The 18,289-nt window shown below is 44.0% G+C and carries 14 protein-coding genes; 11 read left to right on the top strand and 3 right to left on the bottom strand.

From position 1 onward, the window contains the following. The first annotated feature begins 209 nt into the window (after nucleotides 1-209). Genes L3V25_RS14255 through trmL form a run of 3 tightly spaced genes read left to right on the top strand, consistent with a single transcriptional unit; the run spans nucleotide 210 to nucleotide 2,788 of the window. Nucleotides 210-890: a response regulator gene (locus L3V25_RS14255; protein ID WP_237296156.1), complete on the top strand. Its 681-nt coding sequence runs from the start codon at nucleotides 210-212 to the stop codon at nucleotides 888-890. Further along, nucleotides 890-2,257: an envelope stress sensor histidine kinase CpxA gene (gene cpxA, locus L3V25_RS14250; protein WP_237296155.1), complete on the top strand. Its 1,368-nt coding sequence runs from the start codon at nucleotides 890-892 to the stop codon at nucleotides 2,255-2,257. The genes L3V25_RS14255 and cpxA overlap by 1 nt, the downstream gene beginning before the upstream one ends. 51 nt (nucleotides 2,258-2,308) lie before the next feature. Continuing rightward, nucleotides 2,309-2,788 carry a tRNA (uridine(34)/cytosine(34)/5-carboxymethylaminomethyluridine(34)-2'-O)-methyltransferase TrmL gene (gene trmL / locus L3V25_RS14245; RefSeq protein WP_237296154.1) on the top strand — a complete coding sequence of 160 codons (480 nt, stop codon included), beginning with the start codon at nucleotides 2,309-2,311 and terminating at the stop codon, nucleotides 2,786-2,788. A gap of 87 nt (nucleotides 2,789-2,875) precedes the next feature. Here trmL and L3V25_RS14240 read toward each other — a convergent pair whose 3' ends face one another. Then, entirely contained in the window at nucleotides 2,876-3,370 is a 495-nt protein-coding gene (locus L3V25_RS14240; protein WP_237296153.1) for an FxsA family protein, read from the bottom strand. A gap of 306 nt (nucleotides 3,371-3,676) precedes the next feature. Here L3V25_RS14240 and aspA point away from each other — a divergent pair, with 306 nt between their 5' ends. From aspA to L3V25_RS14200, 8 genes are all read left to right on the top strand, one after another. Beyond that, nucleotides 3,677-5,122 carry an aspartate ammonia-lyase gene (gene aspA / locus L3V25_RS14235; protein ID WP_237296152.1) on the top strand — a complete coding sequence of 482 codons (1,446 nt, stop codon included), beginning with the start codon at nucleotides 3,677-3,679 and terminating at the stop codon, nucleotides 5,120-5,122. Nucleotides 5,123-5,264: 142 nt separating this feature from the next. Next, nucleotides 5,265-6,566, top strand: a complete 1,302-nt coding sequence (locus L3V25_RS14230) for an anaerobic C4-dicarboxylate transporter (protein ID WP_237296151.1) — start codon at nucleotides 5,265-5,267, stop codon at nucleotides 6,564-6,566. 192 nt (nucleotides 6,567-6,758) lie between these two features. After that, on the top strand, nucleotides 6,759-8,603 hold the full coding sequence (locus L3V25_RS14225; RefSeq protein ID WP_237296230.1) for a protein-disulfide reductase DsbD: 1,845 nt from the start codon (nucleotides 6,759-6,761) through the stop codon (nucleotides 8,601-8,603). Between the two features lie 117 nt (nucleotides 8,604-8,720). Continuing rightward, entirely contained in the window at nucleotides 8,721-9,356 is a 636-nt protein-coding gene (locus L3V25_RS14220) for a response regulator transcription factor (RefSeq protein ID WP_089124716.1), read from the top strand. A gap of 213 nt (nucleotides 9,357-9,569) precedes the next feature. Next, the gene (locus L3V25_RS14215) at nucleotides 9,570-11,291 is read left to right on the top strand and encodes a potassium/proton antiporter (protein ID WP_192999733.1); all 1,722 of its coding nucleotides are present in this window, start codon (nucleotides 9,570-9,572) and stop codon (nucleotides 11,289-11,291) included. A 25-nt stretch (nucleotides 11,292-11,316) separates the two neighbouring features. Beyond that, nucleotides 11,317-11,943, top strand: coding sequence for a MarC family protein (locus tag L3V25_RS14210; RefSeq protein WP_192999732.1), 627 nt, complete (start codon nucleotides 11,317-11,319; stop codon nucleotides 11,941-11,943). Between the two features lie 267 nt (nucleotides 11,944-12,210). Beyond that, nucleotides 12,211-12,477: a DUF4212 domain-containing protein gene (locus L3V25_RS14205; RefSeq protein ID WP_017026593.1), complete on the top strand. Its 267-nt coding sequence runs from the start codon at nucleotides 12,211-12,213 to the stop codon at nucleotides 12,475-12,477. An 11-nt stretch (nucleotides 12,478-12,488) separates the two neighbouring features. Beyond that, the gene (locus L3V25_RS14200; RefSeq protein WP_237296150.1) at nucleotides 12,489-14,192 is read left to right on the top strand and encodes a sodium:solute symporter family protein; all 1,704 of its coding nucleotides are present in this window, start codon (nucleotides 12,489-12,491) and stop codon (nucleotides 14,190-14,192) included. A 264-nt stretch (nucleotides 14,193-14,456) separates the two neighbouring features. On the opposite strand, the gene L3V25_RS14195 is transcribed toward L3V25_RS14200, so the two are convergent. After that, a complete protein-coding gene (locus L3V25_RS14195; protein ID WP_237296149.1) occupies nucleotides 14,457-14,708 on the bottom strand; it encodes a hypothetical protein in 252 nt (83 codons plus the stop codon). 76 nt (nucleotides 14,709-14,784) lie between these two features. Continuing rightward, nucleotides 14,785-18,225, bottom strand: coding sequence for a PAS domain-containing hybrid sensor histidine kinase/response regulator (locus L3V25_RS14190; RefSeq protein WP_237296148.1), 3,441 nt, complete (start codon nucleotides 18,223-18,225; stop codon nucleotides 14,785-14,787). Nucleotides 18,226-18,289 lie beyond the last annotated feature (64 nt).

The following is an 18,289-nucleotide window of genomic DNA, read 5'->3' as shown; positions in this document are numbered from 1 at the left end:
TTACCTTTTTATTATGGATAAGTTGAGCTGCTACTTCTTGGTTAGCGCTCGATAACAAATAGAATAGACCTTGCAATGTAAAAGGGTGTATTGGTTACGTAAAACAATGTAAATCGCTGTCAAATTAGTCGTTTTTCTGTCAGAAACAGAGATAATGCTAAAATATCCAATAATCATTATTTGCTCTCTATCTTTTTCAAAGGCGCCTTATGACCCACATTCTATTAGTTGATGATGATACTGAACTCACTGCATTGCTTGAGGATATTCTAACGTTAGAAGGCTTTACCATCTCACAAGCACACAATGGTATTGATGGCCTACAAGCAATAGATAGCAGTGTAGATCTGATCTTGCTGGATATTATGATGCCGAAAATGAACGGTATGGAAATGCTTAAGCAACTTAGGCAGCAGTGGCAAACCCCAGTATTAATGCTGACCGCGAAAGGTGAAGAAGTCGACCGAGTGATTGGCCTTGAACTCGGTGCGGATGACTACCTACCTAAACCGTTTAGTGATCGTGAATTAATGGCACGTATTCGCGCTATTTTACGCCGTACTCAACCTAATAAACCTGAGCCAACAGAAACGAGCACGCCTCATGGTTTGCAAGTATTTCCGGGTAAACAAGAAGCCTACTATCAAGGCACATTGTTAGATCTCACCACCACCGAATTTACGTTATTAGAGTACTTTTTAAGTCACATGGGTGAATCCATTAGTAAAGAAGATTTAAGCTTGGAAGTACTAGGTAAGCGCCTCAGTCCTTTTGATCGCGCGATTGATATGCATGTTTCAAACTTACGCAAAAAACTTTCTGAACACCATGAGCAAACCTTAATCAAAACCTTACGTGGTAAAGGCTACCTTATGGTTGAGGATCAATAATGAATTTACCTAAGTTTTCTAGCTTATACGGTCGTATTTTTGCCATATTCTGGCTAACCATGTTATTGGTATTAATTGCCGTGGTTGCCGCTTCTCAACTCGACCCTAGACAACTTCACGATATTCCGGCTGAGCCATTAAAAGAAATGAAGCAAACCGGACAAGATCTGACGAAAACCTACCAAAACGCTTCTTCACTCAAGCAAGCGATGATGCATATAAAAATGCACAACGTCGATAAAGGCCGTCTCAATTACTACTTCACTAACACTGACGATCGCTGGCTCAATCCGTCTCAAGGAATGAAGCAAAAAGCATTGAATAATTTTATTACTCAATCGGACATGTTAGATAAACCTCAGCAGCGTTTGTATGGTCGAACAATGATCGCCGGCCCAGTCCCAGTTGTGATTGCCCAACAAAACCTACACATGTACTTCACGATCCGTTGGCATCAACCGCCACCTTTTTTACTGCAATTACTCGATAGACCCATTCAGCTACTTCTCGTGGTGATGCTGATCAGTACTCCACTGTTACTGTGGTTGGCATGGGCATTAAGTAAACCGGCAATGCGTTTAGAGAAAGCGGCGCAAAAAGTCGCGCGTGGGGTTATCGAGTACGATCCAGAATTAGAAAAAGGCCCAAGTGAGTTTAAACAAGCCGGTGCCAGCTTTAACCAAATGGTCAACGCGATTAATAATAAGATTTCCGAACAACAGCGACTATTGTCCAATATTTCTCATGAACTGCGCTCGCCGCTCACCCGTTTAAGAATGGCCAATGCGTTAGCGATTCGTAAGCAAGGTGAAAGCTCAGAACTGACCCGCATTGATACCGAAGCGGAACGATTAGAATTAATGATCAATGAATTATTAGAGCTGTCACGCCAACAAATCGATGCTCATCAAATTCACCAAAATATCTCAGTGCAAGAGCTTTGGGGTGACACCATCGAAGACGGTAAATTTGAAGCCGAACAACAGCAAAAAACGCTGATTTGTGAATCGATTCCCAACGCACATATCACTGGTAATCCTAACTTACTGATTAGTGCTGTCGAAAATGTCGTACGTAATGCAATTCGATACTGTGACCAATCGGTTTGGGTAACCTTTAGTCTACAACATGATGGGCTGACCATTTTGATTGAAGATGATGGCGAAGGGGTGGATGACAGTGAACTTGATGCAATCTTCCGACCTTTTTATCGCGTCTCTACCGCACGAGATAGACACAGTGGTGGCGCAGGATTAGGTCTGGCGATCACCCACAATGTCATTATGCAGCATAGTGGCCATATTCACGCTTCACGTAGTCAACATGGTGGCCTTGCGGTAGCGCTGATTTTACCTATCGATTTATGATCGAGGACTGGTATCATAATACCCAAGTCACCCACTAACGGTATCACCACTATGTTCGACATTGCTTTATTTGAACCAGAAATCGCCCCTAACACCGGCAACATCATTCGTTTATGTGCCAACTGCGGCGCTAACTTGCACTTAATTGAACCACTAGGTTTTGATTTAGAAGAAAAGAAAGTACGTCGTGCTGGTCTGGATTATCACGATTTAGCGCGTGTTAAACGTCATAAAGATTACGCAGCGTTTATTGAATACTTAGAGCAAGAAAAAGGCGATAACTACCGCATCTTTGCCTGTACCACCAAAACCACTGGTCATCATGTGGATGCAGAATTCAAACAAGGTGATGTTTTATTATTTGGCCCAGAAACCCGTGGCCTACCCGCTGACACAATTGAAGCGCTACCAATGGAACAACGCATTCGTATTCCTATGATGCCTGATAGCCGCAGTTTGAATCTATCGAATGCCGTCGCGATTATTGCCTTTGAAGCTTGGAGACAAATGGGGTTTGAAGGGGCGGTTTAAAAACGAGGCTCGTATCTTGAGCGCTACGCTTCTCGGTTTTCGACCGAGCAACGATAAGCGTAGCGCACGAGAGCCTAGACACGAAATCTACTTATCTATCCTCTTATCTTCATCAGCTTTCTTTTCAAACTCGCCTTCAAACACATCTCCTTGCTGATCATGCTCTGAAGTATTAAATGGATTTTCACCATGAAACTGTGATGAAGAATGGAATTGAGCCGAAGAACTGACTTTGACTCGTTGCATTAATTGCTTTGCGATCCATGCGCGCGGTGCAGGTAATAATACCAACATGCCGAGTGCGTCCGTCATAAAGCCCGGAGTCAGTAGTAATACCCCTGATACCGCTAGCATAACGCCTTCAATAATTTGCTGCGCTGGCAACTCACCTTGCTGCATGCGTGATTGCACTGACATCAAGGTTTGAATGCCTTGGCTACGCACCAAAGATGCCCCGATGAAAGCGGTCAATAGCACAATCGCGATAGTCGGCCATAAGCCAATTAAATCACCGACTTGAATAAACAGCGCAATCTCAATGATCGGAACACAAATAAATAAAATAACTAAAATCGGAAACACAAACACCTCCTGTAATATACCCATCAGTGTATGCTTTCCCACTTCATACAACAAATGTTAACCATCTCAAAACGTAACGATTACCGATAAAGTTACAACTTACCTACAATTCATTTGCAAACAGACAGAAACTCTTATTAAGATGCCATTGTGCGATGAAAAGTTTGATCTATGATCTATTTTTATACCTATAAAGGGGTATGATTGCATCGTCAAAGATAAGCCACCTGTATGCAGTGAATGGATTCTAGCAACATAGGCAAAGATATTTTTTTATTAGCGTTCCATGCTTATAGGATCCATCCAATGACTACACAAACTATTGAAACACCTGTACAACAATTCCGTATTGAAGAAGACTTACTAGGGACTCGTGAAGTACCCGCTGAAGCGTATTACGGCATCCACACTATCCGAGCAATCGAAAACTTCAACATCTCCAATGTCACTATTTCTGACGTACCTGAATTTGTACGCGGCATGGTTATGACCAAAAAAGCGGCGGCATTAGCCAACAAAGAAATTGGCGTATTACCAGCCGATATCAGTGACTACATCATTCAAGCGTGTGACGTGATCTTAAATACAGGCAAGTGTATGGATCAATTCCCATCAGACGTTTTCCAAGGTGGCGCTGGTACTTCCGTTAACATGAATACTAACGAAGTTATCGCCAACTTAGCACTTGAGTTAATGGGTAAAGAAAAAGGTGAATACGACTTCATCAACCCAAATGACCACGTAAACAAGAGTCAATCAACGAACTGTGCTTACCCAACGGGTTTCCGTGTTTCTGTTTACAGCAGCATTATGAAAACCATTGAAGCGGTTCAGTACCTAAAAGAAGCCTTTGATAATAAAAGCGCTGAATATGACACAGTGATCAAAATGGGCCGTACTCAACTACAAGACGCGGTTCCAATGACGGTAGGTCAAGAATTCCACGCTTGGTCTGTAACGCTAAACGAAGAAGTACGTAACCTACAGTACATCTCTAAGTTATTACTAGAAGTAAACCTAGGCGCAACCGCCATTGGTACTGGCTTGAATGCCGCACCAGAATATCAAGCACTAGCGGTTAAACACCTATCTGAAGTAACCGGTTTTGAATGTGCTCCAGCAGAAGATTTAATCGAAGCAACGTCTGACTGTGGCGCTTATGTTATGGCACACGGCGCACTAAAACGCCTTGCGGTTAAACTGTCTAAAATCTGTAACGACCTACGTCTATTGTCTTCTGGCCCTCGCGCTGGCTTAAATGAAATCAACCTACCTGAGCTACAAGCAGGTTCTTCAATTATGCCGGCTAAAGTTAACCCAGTAATTCCAGAAGTAGTAAACCAAGTGTGCTTTAAAGTACTAGGTAACGACACTGCACTGTCTTTTGCAGCTGAAGGTGGCCAATTACAGTTAAACGTAATGGAACCTGTGATTGCACAATGTATGTTTGAATCACTAGAAATTCTGAAAAATGCTTGTGTTAACTTACGTGACAAGTGTGTTGACGGCATTACCGTGAACAAAGAAGTGTGTGAAGCCTACGTGTTCAACTCTATCGGTATCGTAACTTACCTAAACCCATACATTGGCCACCACCAAGGTGACATCGTGGGTAAAATCTGTGCTGAAACAGGTAAGAGCGTGCGTGAAATCGTACTAGACCGCGGCTTGCTAACCGAAGAGCAATTAGACGAAATTTTCTCTCCTGAAAACCTAATGCATCCTCAATACAAAGCGAAGCGTTATAACTAATTATTGTAAAGCGAATAGAGGGAACGTTTAGCGTTCCCTTTCTTTCAACTTTGATTAGGAAATTAACGTGCATTGTGGATTTTTGTCGTATTTTTAAGTCTGCATCTCAGGTTAATTTTTAGACTTTAAAGAAGGTAACAACATGTTATTACAACTTTTAATTGTATTACTCTTTATCTACCTCGGGGCGAGAATCGGCGGTATCGGTATTGGTTTCGCTGGTGGTGCTGGCGTTGTGGTTCTGACGACCATCTTTGGCTTAGATGCAGGTTCGATTCCTATTGATGTGATTTTAATTATTGCATCGGTTATTTCAGCGATTGCGGCAATGCAAATTGCTGGCGGTATGGACTGGTTAGTGCAATTAGCGGAACAATTTTTACGTAAAAATCCAAAACGTATTACTTTTTACGCGCCGATTGTGACTTACTTTATGACGCTACTTGCCGGTACAGGCCACACTGCGTTCTCGACCTTACCAATTATTGCTGAAGTTGCGAAAGAGCAAGGTGTTCGTCCATCTCGCCCACTTTCTATTGCCGTTATTGCTTCACAAATCGCGATTACCGCTTCTCCAATTTCAGCTGCGGTAGTTTTCTTCTCAGGCTTATTAAAACCACTTGGCGTGAGCTACTTAACCCTGTTAGCGATTTGTATTCCGACTACCTTTATTGCTTGTATGGTTGGTGCATTTGTCGCGAACTTCCTAGGCTGCGAATTAAAAGATGATCCTGAATATCAAGATCGTATGGCAAAAGGCTTAATCAAACTTAAAGGCCAACAGAAACGCGAAAAAGCGACTGGCGCGGCAAAATTATCGGTATATATCTTCTGTCTAGCGATTGTTTGTGTGGTGACCTATGCAACGCTAATTTCACCAACGGTTGGTGTGATTACTCACCCACACATCGTGCTAACTCAAGCGATCATGGCATTAATGCTAACTGCTGCTGCCGCGATTGTACTGCTATGTAAAGTCGACGCTTCTAAGATTGCTTCTGCGCCAACTTTCCGTTCAGGTATGAGTGCCTGTATCTGTGTACTTGGTGTCGCGTGGTTAGGCGATACTTTCGTTTCAGCACACATTGTGGAAATCAAACACTTCGCAGGTGATTTGCTACAACAATACCCATGGATGCTAGCGATTACTTTGTTCTTTGCTTCTATGTTGCTGTACTCTCAAGGCGCAACCACAACAGCATTAATGCCAGCAGCTCTAGCAGTAGGCGTTGCACCACTGACTGCAATCGCCTCTTTTGCAGCAGTAAGTGCACTGTTTGTTCTTCCAACCTACCCTACACTATTGGCGGCGGTTGAAATGGATGACACAGGTTCAACTCGCATTGGTAAACTCGTGTTTAACCATCCGTTTATGATCCCTGGTGTTATCACCATTGCAACGTCAGTAGCACTAGGTTTTGTATTTGGTGGCTTCTTGCTTTAATTAAAGCAGCAACATCACCTCCAAAAAAACGAGTCTGCGGGCTCGTTTTTTATTGCCTATAGTTTTCCCCTGCCTGATTACAATCGCTATAAATGTCTGTGATATACTCGCGCAATGAAACCAAAACCACCTTTGTGTGGTCTTATATACCTTATCTAAACTTCACTGGATTATTGAGATTTTATGGCCGCCATTCGTTGCTTATTTACTTTGCTCGTTAGCTTATTCATTGGTTTTGCGACTACCGCTCAAGCGGCCAATTTTGACTCAGTGCAAGCGCCTTTAGCCGATTTCACCAATTCCGCTACGCCCGCCACCAACAATCAATTTGTGCCAGTTGATCAAGCGTTCCCTTTCAATTTTATTCAACAAGGCGATACGGTTACTCTAGATTGGCAAATCAAGCCGGGCTATTACCTGTATCGTGAGCGTTTTTCTTTCCAAGCTAACAATGCCGAAATAGGCGAAGCCAAGATCCCAGAAGGCACTTTTCATTCCGATGAATTTTTTGGTGACGTGCATATTTTCACTGAACCGGTCAGTGTCGAGATTCCATTAAAAAGCGTCACCGATAACGGTGAACTGATCGTCCAATATCAAGGTTGTGCTACTACAGGTTTTTGCTACCCACCAGAAACGCGCATCGTCCCTTTAGATCAAATCGGCCAGCCATCTAGCTCAGTAACTACTTCTGATTCATTAGCGAGCAGTCAAACAACAGAAAGTAACCAAGCAGCTCAAGCGACCACCAGCACCAGCACAAATTCTGCCGACAGCAACATTGCCTCTCAACTCGCTGAACATTGGTGGACGCCGTTATTATTCTTACTGCTCGGTATAGGTTTAGCCTTTACGCCATGTGTACTACCTATGTACCCAATTTTAACCGGCATCGTCCTCGGCGGTGGTCGTTTGAGCGCTAAAAAAGCCTTTAAACTGTCTTTCATCTACGTGCAAGGCATGGCGCTAACTTACATGCTACTTGGTCTAGTAGTGGCTTCTTTAGGCGTGCAATTCCAAGCCGCCTTGCAAGCGCCTGCGGTATTAATTGGCTTAAGTATTGTGTTTGTATTTCTGTCGCTGTCGATGTTTGGCCTCTACACCATTCAACTACCGAGTCGCCTACAAACTTGGCTCAATGAACAAAGCAATAAACAACAAGGCGGTAATTTAGCTGGGGTGTTTATTATGGGCGTGATCTCCGGTTTAGTGTGTTCGCCTTGCACCACCGCGCCACTTTCTGGTGCGCTATTGTATGTGGCGCAAAGTGGCGATCTACTGACTGGTGCGATTGCGCTGTATGCCCTAGCCATAGGTATGGGTATTCCACTGATTATCGTTGCGGTGTTTGGTAATAAATTACTACCCAAAGCAGGCGAATGGATGAATCGAGTAAAAGTCCTATTTGGCTTTATCCTACTAGCGGCACCGATTTTCTTATTAGAACGCATCTTGCCAGAAGTGTGGGCGCAAGGATTATGGGTCACCCTCGGACTCATCAGCTTTGCTTGGTTGTATCATGTTAAACAAAGCATGCAGCAAGCAAGTTGGCAGCAAAGTCTTGTCGGAATCGTGGCGATTCTGGGTTTAGTGTTCTCGGCGTATTTCGGCTTACAAACCGCGGGAGTGATTAGTTCAGGACAAAACCATACGCAGTCATCACAAGCGAATATTTCCTTTACCCGCATCTCAACAGTAAGCGAACTAGAGCAGCAACTAGCCCAAGCCAAAGCCGCTAATAAGCCAGTGATGTTTGATTTCTATGCTGACTGGTGTGTCGCATGTAAAGAGTTCGAAAAGTACACCTTTCACGACCCAAAAGTCGCTAGTGAACTGGCTAATTTTGTCCTAATTCAAGCCGATGTTACCGCGGCCACGCCAGATGATATTGCCTTGATGGAGAAAATGAAGGTACTTGGCCTGCCGACTATTGAATTTTGGGATGCTCAAGGTGAACACATTCCGCAAGCTCGTATTGCTGGTTTTATGAATGCGGATGACTTCTCTCAACATTTAAAGCAAAACCACTTGCTGTAGAGCGCTAAGTTAGACAAAAGTCGGATATGGTTCAGACTTTTGCCTTTGCTCGGTTGAGAGATGCGCTAAACAGGTTGATAATGAATCCATTGTTACTTTAACAGTGAACTAATTGTCATGGATTCGACATACAACATTATCATTGCAGATGATCATCCACTCTTTCGTAACGCCCTATTTCAATCTATTCATATGGCGGTGAGTGGCGCTAACTTACATGAAGCCGACTCTCTCGATGCATTACTGGCATTAATTAAGAAAGTCGATGAACCCGACCTTTTATTACTCGATCTAAAAATGCCCGGCTCAAATGGTATGTCAGGGTTAATTCACTTGCGCTCAGAGTATCCAGATTTACCGATTGTGGTCATTTCCGCCAGTGAAGAATCTAGCGTCGTCAGTCAGGTGAAAAGCCATGGCGCGTTTGGTTTTATTCCAAAATCGAGCGATATGCGCGAACTGAACAGCGCGCTCAACCAAGTACTCAATGGCGACCCATTCTTCCCTGAAGGTCTTATTCAAAATAATGACGCTTGTAATGAGCTTAGCCAAAAACTGGCCGCGTTAACGCCTCAGCAATATAAAGTATTAGGCATGTTGTCAGACGGCTTACTTAACAAGCAAATTGCTTATGAATTGAATGTCTCAGAAGCAACAATTAAAGCGCATATGACCGCAATATTCCGCAAGCTAGACGTTAAAAACCGTACTCAAGCGGTGATCTTGCTGCAACAGTTGGAAACAGAAAACTAATCATTACAAGCCATTACTCGCGATCAATAAAATGTATCAATAGCAAAATTATGATACATTTTATTGGTCGCTTTCTTTTTTCCCTTTAGCAACAAAAAAGTGAACCCTCATTCACAGTCCTCTGCTAATTCACCCCAACTAAGCGACATATCGAGATAATTTAGCGACTCGACGTACTTTAATGCTAACGCCATTAATAAAAGAGTGCCTTGCATGTTTATAATTGACCAACTTATCTTACTCGCTGCCATTTTAATTGCCTTTGGTATCCTCTCAAGCAAGGTTTCTGCACGTTTAGGCTTACCTGTATTGGTGATGTTTCTGATTGTTGGCATGCTAGCAGGGGAAGATGGTCCCGGTGGCATTGATTTTGATAATGCTCTTATCGCTCATTCATTAGGTACTTTAGCACTAGCTGTCATCTTGTTTGATGGTGGCTTAAACACCCCAATGGCATCAATTAAATCAGTCTGGAAACCGGCTTCTTTATTGGCCACGCTCGGGGTTTTATTCACATCGGCGATAACAGGCTTTGCTGCCGCTTACATTCTTGATATACCTTTAATTTATGGCTTATTGATTGGTGCCATTGTCGGTTCAACGGATGCTGCTGCGGTATTCTCTCTATTACGAAATGCCGGTATTCATATCAACCCTAAACTCAAATCAACCTTGGAAATAGAAAGTGCAACCAATGACCCGATGGCGATCTTTCTCACCGTTGGACTTTTAGAGATAATCGTCAATGGGTTAGAGCCGGGAACAGGCTTACTTATGCTCTTCATCCAACAAATCGGCATAGGCTCTGCTGTCGGTCTTGCATGCGGGTGGTTATCTGTCCGATTAATTAATCATATTAACTTAACGACATCTGGCTTATACCCTGTCATGGTGGCAGCTCTAGGCTTATTATCATTTGGAATTAGTGCGAATTTAGGTGGAAGTGGCTTTTTATCTATTTTCATTACAGGCGTCGTGATTGGTAATAGTCGTTTTGTCTTCCAACGCAGTACTTTTTTATTCCATGATGGATTAGCTTGGTTAGGCCAAATCTGCATGTTTATGATATTAGGACTACTTATCACACCATCATCATTACTCGATGTTTGGTTTGAAGGCTTAATGATTGCAGTGGTTTTAACATTAGTTGCCAGACCGATTTCCATTCTACCGATATTAAAACCTTTTGGTTTCAACTTACGAGAAATCACATTGGTTTCTTGGGTTGGGTTACGAGGCTCGGTGCCCATCATCCTCGCCATTTACCCTTTAATGTACGGGGTACCTGATGCTGGGTTAATTTTTAATGTGGTGTTTTTCGTCGTATTTATTTCTGCCACTATACAAGGTTCAACTTTGCCTCTCATGGCTCGACGATTAGGTTTAACGGAGCCTGCACCATCAACACCTGCAGCAACATTAGAAATCACCACCTTAGGTGATGTCGATGCAGAAATTGTTGAATATAGACTCGGAGCAAATTCAAGGATAGCCGGACGTCGCTTATCTCAAATGGCACTTCCTGATGGTACGGTTGTCGCCATGATAACGAGAGGTAAACAAGTCATCCCACCTCGTGGTTCCACTTTAATATTGGCAGAAGATCATCTATTTATCATGATGAAGCCTAATGTTAGAGATTTCGTTGACCTTATTTGTTCGAGTGCAGATGAGACACCAATAGAAAGCTTACCTAATCATGAACTATGCTTGAAAGGCTTTACAAAAATAGGAGATATACATCATTCTTACGGCATCAATTTACCTGCAGAACACCATCTCTCTTTAAATGAATTATTAATGCAGTCATTTGATGGTATCCCTATTCGTGATGCTGCAAAAGAATTTGGTAATGTCACATTGTTTATTCGAGATATTGTTGATCAGCGAATCACCACGGTCGGAATTGTCATCACCCCAAAAGAATCACTTTAACCCTTAACATCACAAAGGAGCCATCTTGATCAGCGTTTTAATTACCCAATTTGTCGTATTATGGGCCGTCATTGATCCCGTTGGTACCGTACCGATTTATTTGTCTCAAACTCAAGGACTGACTACTAAACAAAAGCGCTTAGTTGCCTTAAAAGCCGTCGCTATTGCAACCGGTGTATTATTGTTCTTTTTGGTGATGGGGCAAATCTTATTAGAGGCGATGCAGATTCCATTGCCAGCCTTCCAAGCTGCCGGCGGATTAGTCTTATTGCTATTCGCTTTGAGTATGATTTTTGGTGAAGGAAAGCCGGCACAAGAAGCAAAGTTAACTCAAGATCTTAATCGTTCAGATCTGGCAAACTTAGCGGTTTATCCATTGGCGATTCCCTCGATTGCCTCTCCGGGTGCGATGATGGCGATCGTACTACTCACCGATAACCATCGTAACTCGATTATCGACCAAAGCTTAACCGCTGGAGTTATGGTACTAGTATTATTATCAACATTAGCCTTACTAATTGGTGCCACAGGTATTCATAAGATCATTGGTAATGTCGGTGCGGCAATTATTAGCCGAGTAATGGGGTTAATCTTAGCGGCTGTTGCGGTGAACAATTTACTCTTAGGCGTAAAAGACTTCTATTTTAATTAAGTTAGCTTCCTGCTGAAATTTCCTTATTAGACCTTAGCCTAACCTTATTAGACCTTAGCCTAGCCCTAACCCAGAGCTAGGCTAAATTATTCCAACCCATCTCACAAAAAAGCCGCTAAGGTCTTAATTTTCCACTATTCCTGCCCGACTAAAGTTGAAAAGCCCCATTCGGCTCCAACTGCTATTGTTTTCTCGTAACGTTTTATTAACAAAAGAGTTCACTCTGAATTCAGTGAACATAATTACGTAAAACAAAGGAGAATGGCCATGGCGTTTGAATCTGACAAACATGCCCAAGCCTACTGGAAGGAAAACCTAGGCATTATGGCGACACTACTGACCATTTGGTTCGTGGTGTCTTACTGTGCGGGCATTTTATTTGTCGATGCACTTAATACCATCCAATTTGCAGGATTCAAATTGGGATTTTGGTTTGCACAGCAAGGGTCTATTTATACCTTCGTGGTGTTGATCTTCGTGTATGTCGCTCGCATGAATGCGCTTGATAAAAAATACAGTGTACAGGAAGACTAAGAGGCTAATATATGGATATTCAAACTTGGACGTTTATTCTCGTCGGTATCACCTTTGCGTTGTATATCGGCATTGCAATTTGGGCACGCGCTGGGTCAACCAGTGAGTTCTATGTCGCTGGTGGTGGGGTTCACCCAGTTGCTAACGGTATGGCAACCGCTGCCGACTGGATGTCAGCGGCATCATTCATTTCAATGGCAGGTATCATTTCTTTTGCCGGCTACGATGGCTCAGTTTACTTAATGGGTTGGACTGGCGGTTACGTATTATTAGCACTTTGTTTAGCCCCTTATTTACGTAAATTCGGCAAGTTCACGGTTCCTGATTTTATCGGTGACCGTTACTACTCCCGTACTGCACGCTTAGTGGCTATCTTCTGTGCCATCTTTGTGTCGTTCACTTATGTGGCAGGCCAAATGCGTGGTGTAGGTGTGGTTTTTGCGCGCTTCTTAGAAGTCGACATCAATCTCGGTATCATCATTGGTATGGCGATTGTATTCTTCTATGCGGTATTAGGTGGCATGAAAGGCATTACCTATACTCAGGTAGCACAATTCTGCGTACTGATTTTTGCTTTCCTTGTTCCTGCGGTTTTCACTTCAATTATGATGACTGGACATGTGTTCCCACAAATTGGTATGGGTTCAACCATTTCAGGCTCTGATGTGTACCTAATGGATCGCTTAGAAGGACTAACGCAAGAATTAGGCTTTAACTCCTATGTAGATGGTTCGAAAAGTACTGTCGATATCTTCTTCATTACCGCGGCACTAATGGTCGGTACAGCAGGTTTACCACACGTAATCATTCGTTTCTTTACCGTACCTAGAGTAAAAGATGCTCGTATTTCTGCAGGTTGGGCACTTCTGTTCATCTCGCTACTTTATACAACTGCTCCAGCAGTGGCATCATTTGCTCGTGTAAACTTAATTGAGACTATCAACGGCCCAGATCAACAAGGTGTTGCTGTTGAAAATGCCCCAAGCTGGTATAACAACTGGGAAAGCACAGGTCTTGTTTCGTGGGAAGATAAGAACGGCGATGGCAAAATGTTCTACTCTGGCGATGAGCGTAATGAGATGAACATCAACCGTGACATCATCGTATTGGCTTCTCCAGAACTAGCGAAATTACCTAACTGGGTAGTAGCACTACTGGCAGCGGGTGGTCTAGCGGCCGCACTATCGACAGCAGCAGGCTTACTATTGGTTATCTCGACCTCAATTTCTCATGATTTATTGAAGAAAGAGTTCAAGCCCAATATGACCGATAAACAGGAGCTACTATTTGCTCGGGGGGCCGCAGCACTAGCGGTAATTGGTGCTGGTTACTTAGGGATTAACCCACCAGGCTTTGTGGCACAGGTGGTGGCCTTTGCCTTCGGCTTAGCAGCAGCGTCCTTCTTCCCTGCGATCATCTTAGGTATTTTCTATAAGAAGATGAACAAGGAAGGTGCGATTGCCGGTATGGTGACAGGTATTACCTTTACTGCCGCTTACATCATTTACTTCAAGTTCGTAAACCCTGCGGCAAGCACACCTGACAACTGGTTCTTCGGCATCAGCCCAGAAGGTATCGGTACGCTAGGTATGTGTCTGAACTTCGTAGTATCGATTGTGGTGAACAAGTTCACTGCTGAAGTACCAAAAGATGTACAAGATATGGTTGAGTCAATCCGCTTCCCGAAAGGCGCAGGCAAAGCTCACGACCACTAATCAACTAGGGTAAATATCCTAAAATAAACAAAGCCCGAAGAGTTTATAATTCTTCGGGCTTTTTAGTTGCTCGTTGCTCGTTGCTCGTTGCTCGTTGCTCGTTGCTCGTTGCTCGTTGCTCGTTGCTCGTTGCTCGTTGCTCGAAGTGAGTTTTAATGTGATAAGCTAACCTGTCAACTACCACAGACCGCTTTTTCGATATACGAGAAGCAAAGCGCCCGAGCGACGAGAGTCGATCACCTAGGAACTAGAAACCAGGGACTATTACCCCTTCTCTACCTCTATCCCCAACACTTGCGCAACCGCTTCAAGCTCAGCTAAATCTTCCACAAACAACAAAGCATTCGAATCATCGACGGCGAGATAAAAACTGCCTGCACCATCTGGAGTATTAATGGTGATCGCGTGAATGTTTTCCACTTTATCTGTCACCACTAAACCGCCCATCGCAATACGCACTTGCCCTTGGAAGATTTCAACTAGCACGCCTTGCTTAGTTTGATATTCACCCATCATTACTCTACATCCTTTTATTATTCATTTAATACAAAGCCGTTACTATAAGCTACTCATCACTACAACCGATTCATCATTATAAGCGATTCAGCACGGCTCTTAACTTCAACGGTTTAACTGGCTTAGTTAAAAATTGGAAGCCACCCGCTTTAATGACTTGGTTTACTTCTTCTGAGCGATCGGCGCTGATCACTACCCCAACAAAGCTATCACCAATTTGTTCTCTTAACGCATCGAGCACTTCTAAACCGGTGCGGCCATTATCTAAGTGATAATCAGAAAATACCACTTCTGGGTTCCAGTCGTGTTCTAACGCGCTGATGCTTTGTTTGAGATCGAGCGCGGTACGCACTTCACAGCCCCAACGTTCAAGTAAGGTTTTCATGCCTAACAAGATATCCGGTTCATTATCAACACACAGTACTTTGATATTGGCCAGTGGCGCATGCTCGATAACTTTGGCTTTCACAGGTTCTACTGGTAACTGATGACAGCGCTTCAAGCTCACTGAAAATACCGTGCCTTGTTGTGGCCATGAACGCAGCTCTAAATGATGCCCAAGTAATCGGGTGATCCCGCGAGCGATGGCTAAACCTAGCCCTAAGCCTTGATCGGCACGGTTTTCATCGACTCGGGTAAATTCATCAAAAATTTCACCCTGTTTTTCCAGTGGAATACCAATACCGTTATCCCACACTTCAATGCGAATATCATCCTTAATGCGCCTTACACCAAGCAGAACTTTGCCTCGACGCCCTTCTTGCTGACTATAACGAAACGCATTAGTGAGCAGGTTTTGCAGTACTCGTCTAAGTAGTTTTGGATCGGATTCAACAATCAACTGGGTCGGCACTCGCTCAAATTCAACATTTTGCTCTGCCGCTAATACGCTGAACTCTGCGTCTAATTTATCTAGCACTTCGCGCAATTCAAAACAGCGAATATCGGTCGGCACTTTGCCTGATTCTAAGCGAGAAATATCCAATAGATCGCCAATTAAATCTTCCGCCGCCCCTAAGGCACTTTCAATATGATTAGAAAATTGCTTGGTATTATCGTCACTGGCAGTTTCGCTGAGCGATGAAGCAAACAAACGGGCGGCATTGAGTGGTTGCATTAAATCATGGCTAACCGCGGCCAATAGTCGACTTTTCGATTGAGAAGCTTGCTGCGCATCTCGAGTTGCACTCACCAGTTTAGTATTTAGCTTTTCTAACTCGTAGGTACGCTCTTGTACTCGGTCTTCCAAAGTTTCATTGGCTTCTTTTAACGCTTGCTCGGCGCGACGGAAAGCGGTGATATCAGAAAAACTCATGACAAAACCGCCGCCGGGCATTGGGTTACCTTGCACTTCAATCACTTGACCATCTTCACGGATTCGAGAAGATGTATGCTGAGTGCCACGCTCTAAATGCTCAACTCGGCGGCGTACATGTATTTCCGGATCGCCCGGCCCACATAAACCTTGCTGGGCATTATGACGAATAATATCGGCAATCGGTCGCCCAACCTGAATTAACCCCGGAGGAAAATCGAATAGCTCCAAATAACGTTGATTCCACGCCACCAGCCGCAGTTGTTTATCAACTACTGCAATACCTTGGCTAACGTGTTCAATCGCCCCTTGCAATAAACCTCGGCTAAAGTCATACAGCTCGGACGCTTCATCGACTATCGCCGCCACTTCTTCCAACTGCATATTGCGACCTTGCAGCGCTGAAGTCAGCACTAAACGGGCGGAAGATGCACCAAAAACCCCCGCCAGTACTCGCTCGGTATGACGAATCAATGGCGCAGAAGCTTGTTGTTGAGGTAGTAGTGTTTCTGGTTGTTGTGACCAAAAAAGTTGGAAGGCATTACGTGCTCGCTTACGACCAACAAAGCGTGAAGCCAGCATTTCTAGCTCAGCCACACTGACTCGACTTTGGTACAAGCTGACATCTTCACTTTCTGGAAATGGCGTTCCGACAAACGAAGCGGCTTGCAGGCGTTCACTTAAACTGGAACGCGTCACTAAGGAAACAAAAACGTAGGCTAAACTGTTCACCACAAGGCTTAGCGCCATTCCCCAATCGGAAGACTGTAAATTCAAGCTTTGTAGCCATTCAGGCGGCGTCAGGAACCAGACTAGGAAGTTAGTTTCTTCACTGCCCGCCAACATATTGGTTTGCAGCATTAAGGTGGCGAGCCACACCACAAAACCAAGAATTAACCCGACATACACGCCTTTGCGATTGCCTTTTCGCCAATACAAACCACCAAGTAGTGCAGGAGCAAATTGCGCAATTGCCGCGAAAGACAATAAGCCAATCACCGCGAGTGAAGGTACGTGATCGAGTATTTGATAAAAGCCCCATGCCCCAGCTAATAACAGAGCAATCAAAGCGCGGCGTACATTGAGCAATAGGCCGGAGATATGCCCGGGTTTGGCCTTAGATAACTTCATTCGACGCAGTAACATCGGCCAGACTAGGTCATTAGACACCATAATGGTAAGCGCAATGGTCGAGACAATCACCATGCCACTGGCCGCTGAAGTACCGCCTAAATAAGCCAGCAAAGCAATGGTATCTGCGCCAACCGATAACGGCAGATTAATCACATAAGCATCTGCGCTTGAACCACCTAGTAAATATTGGCCGGCCCATGCGACAGGCAATACAAACAAGCCCATCAGCACTAAATAGATCGGAAAGACTCGTCTTGCGACATGCAAATCACGCGCTTGATCATTTTCCACTATGGTGGTGTGGAACTGGCGCGGTAAACAAATGATCGCCGCCATAGTCAGCAGCATGTGAATGATTAAGGTAGGAATATTCGGCGCTTGATAATACTGTTGTGATAATTGGCTTAAACTGATATCCGGGGTTTGATAAATCAAATACACCACAAATACGCCAACCACTAAAAACGCTAATAGTTTGACCACCGACTCAAACGCCACCGCCATCATAATGCCGCGGTGATGCTCGGTGTTGTCGATATGGCGAGTACCAAACAACATGGTAAACACCGCCAACACGCCGACCACAAACCACGACACTTGCATATCTTGGTAGCCAAGTTGTTGCATTAAATTAGGCGCAACCAACTCTAGCCCCATGGTAATGCCACGTAATTGCAACGCGATATAAGGCAAGATACCAATCACCGCAATTAAAGTGACGGTGATGGCTAGTCCTTGCGATTTTCCATAACGCGCCGCGATAAAATCGGCAATCGAGGTGATATGTTCACGCTTGGTGATCAGAATTAAACGCGCGAGAATGCGCCAGCCCAAAGTAAAAACCACAATGGGCGCAAGATAAATCGGTAAGAAAGACCACATGTCAGCACTGGCTTGTCCAACCGTGCCGTAGAAAGTCCAAGAGGTACAGTAGACCGCAATAGATAAACTATAGATCCAAGGTCGCCAACGAAATAACCAGCTTTTTTGCCTATCGCCATACCAGGCAATTAAAAACAGTATCCCTAAATACGCCAGTGATACTGGGATCACTATCCATCCTTGCATATCGCCTCAATCTACCATCCATGTATATTGATTCGATTGTGCTATGGCGAGCTTTTCCCCTCAA

Source organism: Vibrio sp. CK2-1, from assembly GCF_021726515.1.
GTDB lineage: Bacteria > Pseudomonadota > Gammaproteobacteria > Enterobacterales > Vibrionaceae > Vibrio.
The sequence above is the reverse complement of the archived record's forward strand: the minus strand, read 5'-3'. Positions and strand labels throughout refer to the sequence as shown.

Bases quoted from the DNA above. Each gene is read 5' to 3' on its own strand.
- L3V25_RS14255 (WP_237296156.1), top strand. From the start codon at position 210: ATGACCCACATTCTATTAGTTGATGATGATACTGAACTCACTGCATTG.
- cpxA (WP_237296155.1), top strand. From the start codon at position 890: ATGAATTTACCTAAGTTTTCTAGCTTATACGGTCGTATTTTTGCCATA.
- trmL (WP_237296154.1), top strand. From the start codon at position 2,309: ATGTTCGACATTGCTTTATTTGAACCAGAAATCGCCCCTAACACCGGC.
- aspA (WP_237296152.1), top strand. From the start codon at position 3,677: ATGACTACACAAACTATTGAAACACCTGTACAACAATTCCGTATTGAA.
- L3V25_RS14230 (WP_237296151.1), top strand. From the start codon at position 5,265: ATGTTATTACAACTTTTAATTGTATTACTCTTTATCTACCTCGGGGCG.
- L3V25_RS14220 (WP_089124716.1), top strand. From the start codon at position 8,721: ATGGATTCGACATACAACATTATCATTGCAGATGATCATCCACTCTTT.
- L3V25_RS14215 (WP_192999733.1), top strand. From the start codon at position 9,570: ATGTTTATAATTGACCAACTTATCTTACTCGCTGCCATTTTAATTGCC.
- L3V25_RS14205 (WP_017026593.1), top strand. From the start codon at position 12,211: ATGGCGTTTGAATCTGACAAACATGCCCAAGCCTACTGGAAGGAAAAC.
- L3V25_RS14200 (WP_237296150.1), top strand. From the start codon at position 12,489: ATGGATATTCAAACTTGGACGTTTATTCTCGTCGGTATCACCTTTGCG.
- L3V25_RS14195 (WP_237296149.1), bottom strand. From the start codon at position 14,708: ATGATGGGTGAATATCAAACTAAGCAAGGCGTGCTAGTTGAAATCTTC.
- L3V25_RS14190 (WP_237296148.1), bottom strand. From the start codon at position 18,225: ATGCAAGGATGGATAGTGATCCCAGTATCACTGGCGTATTTAGGGATA.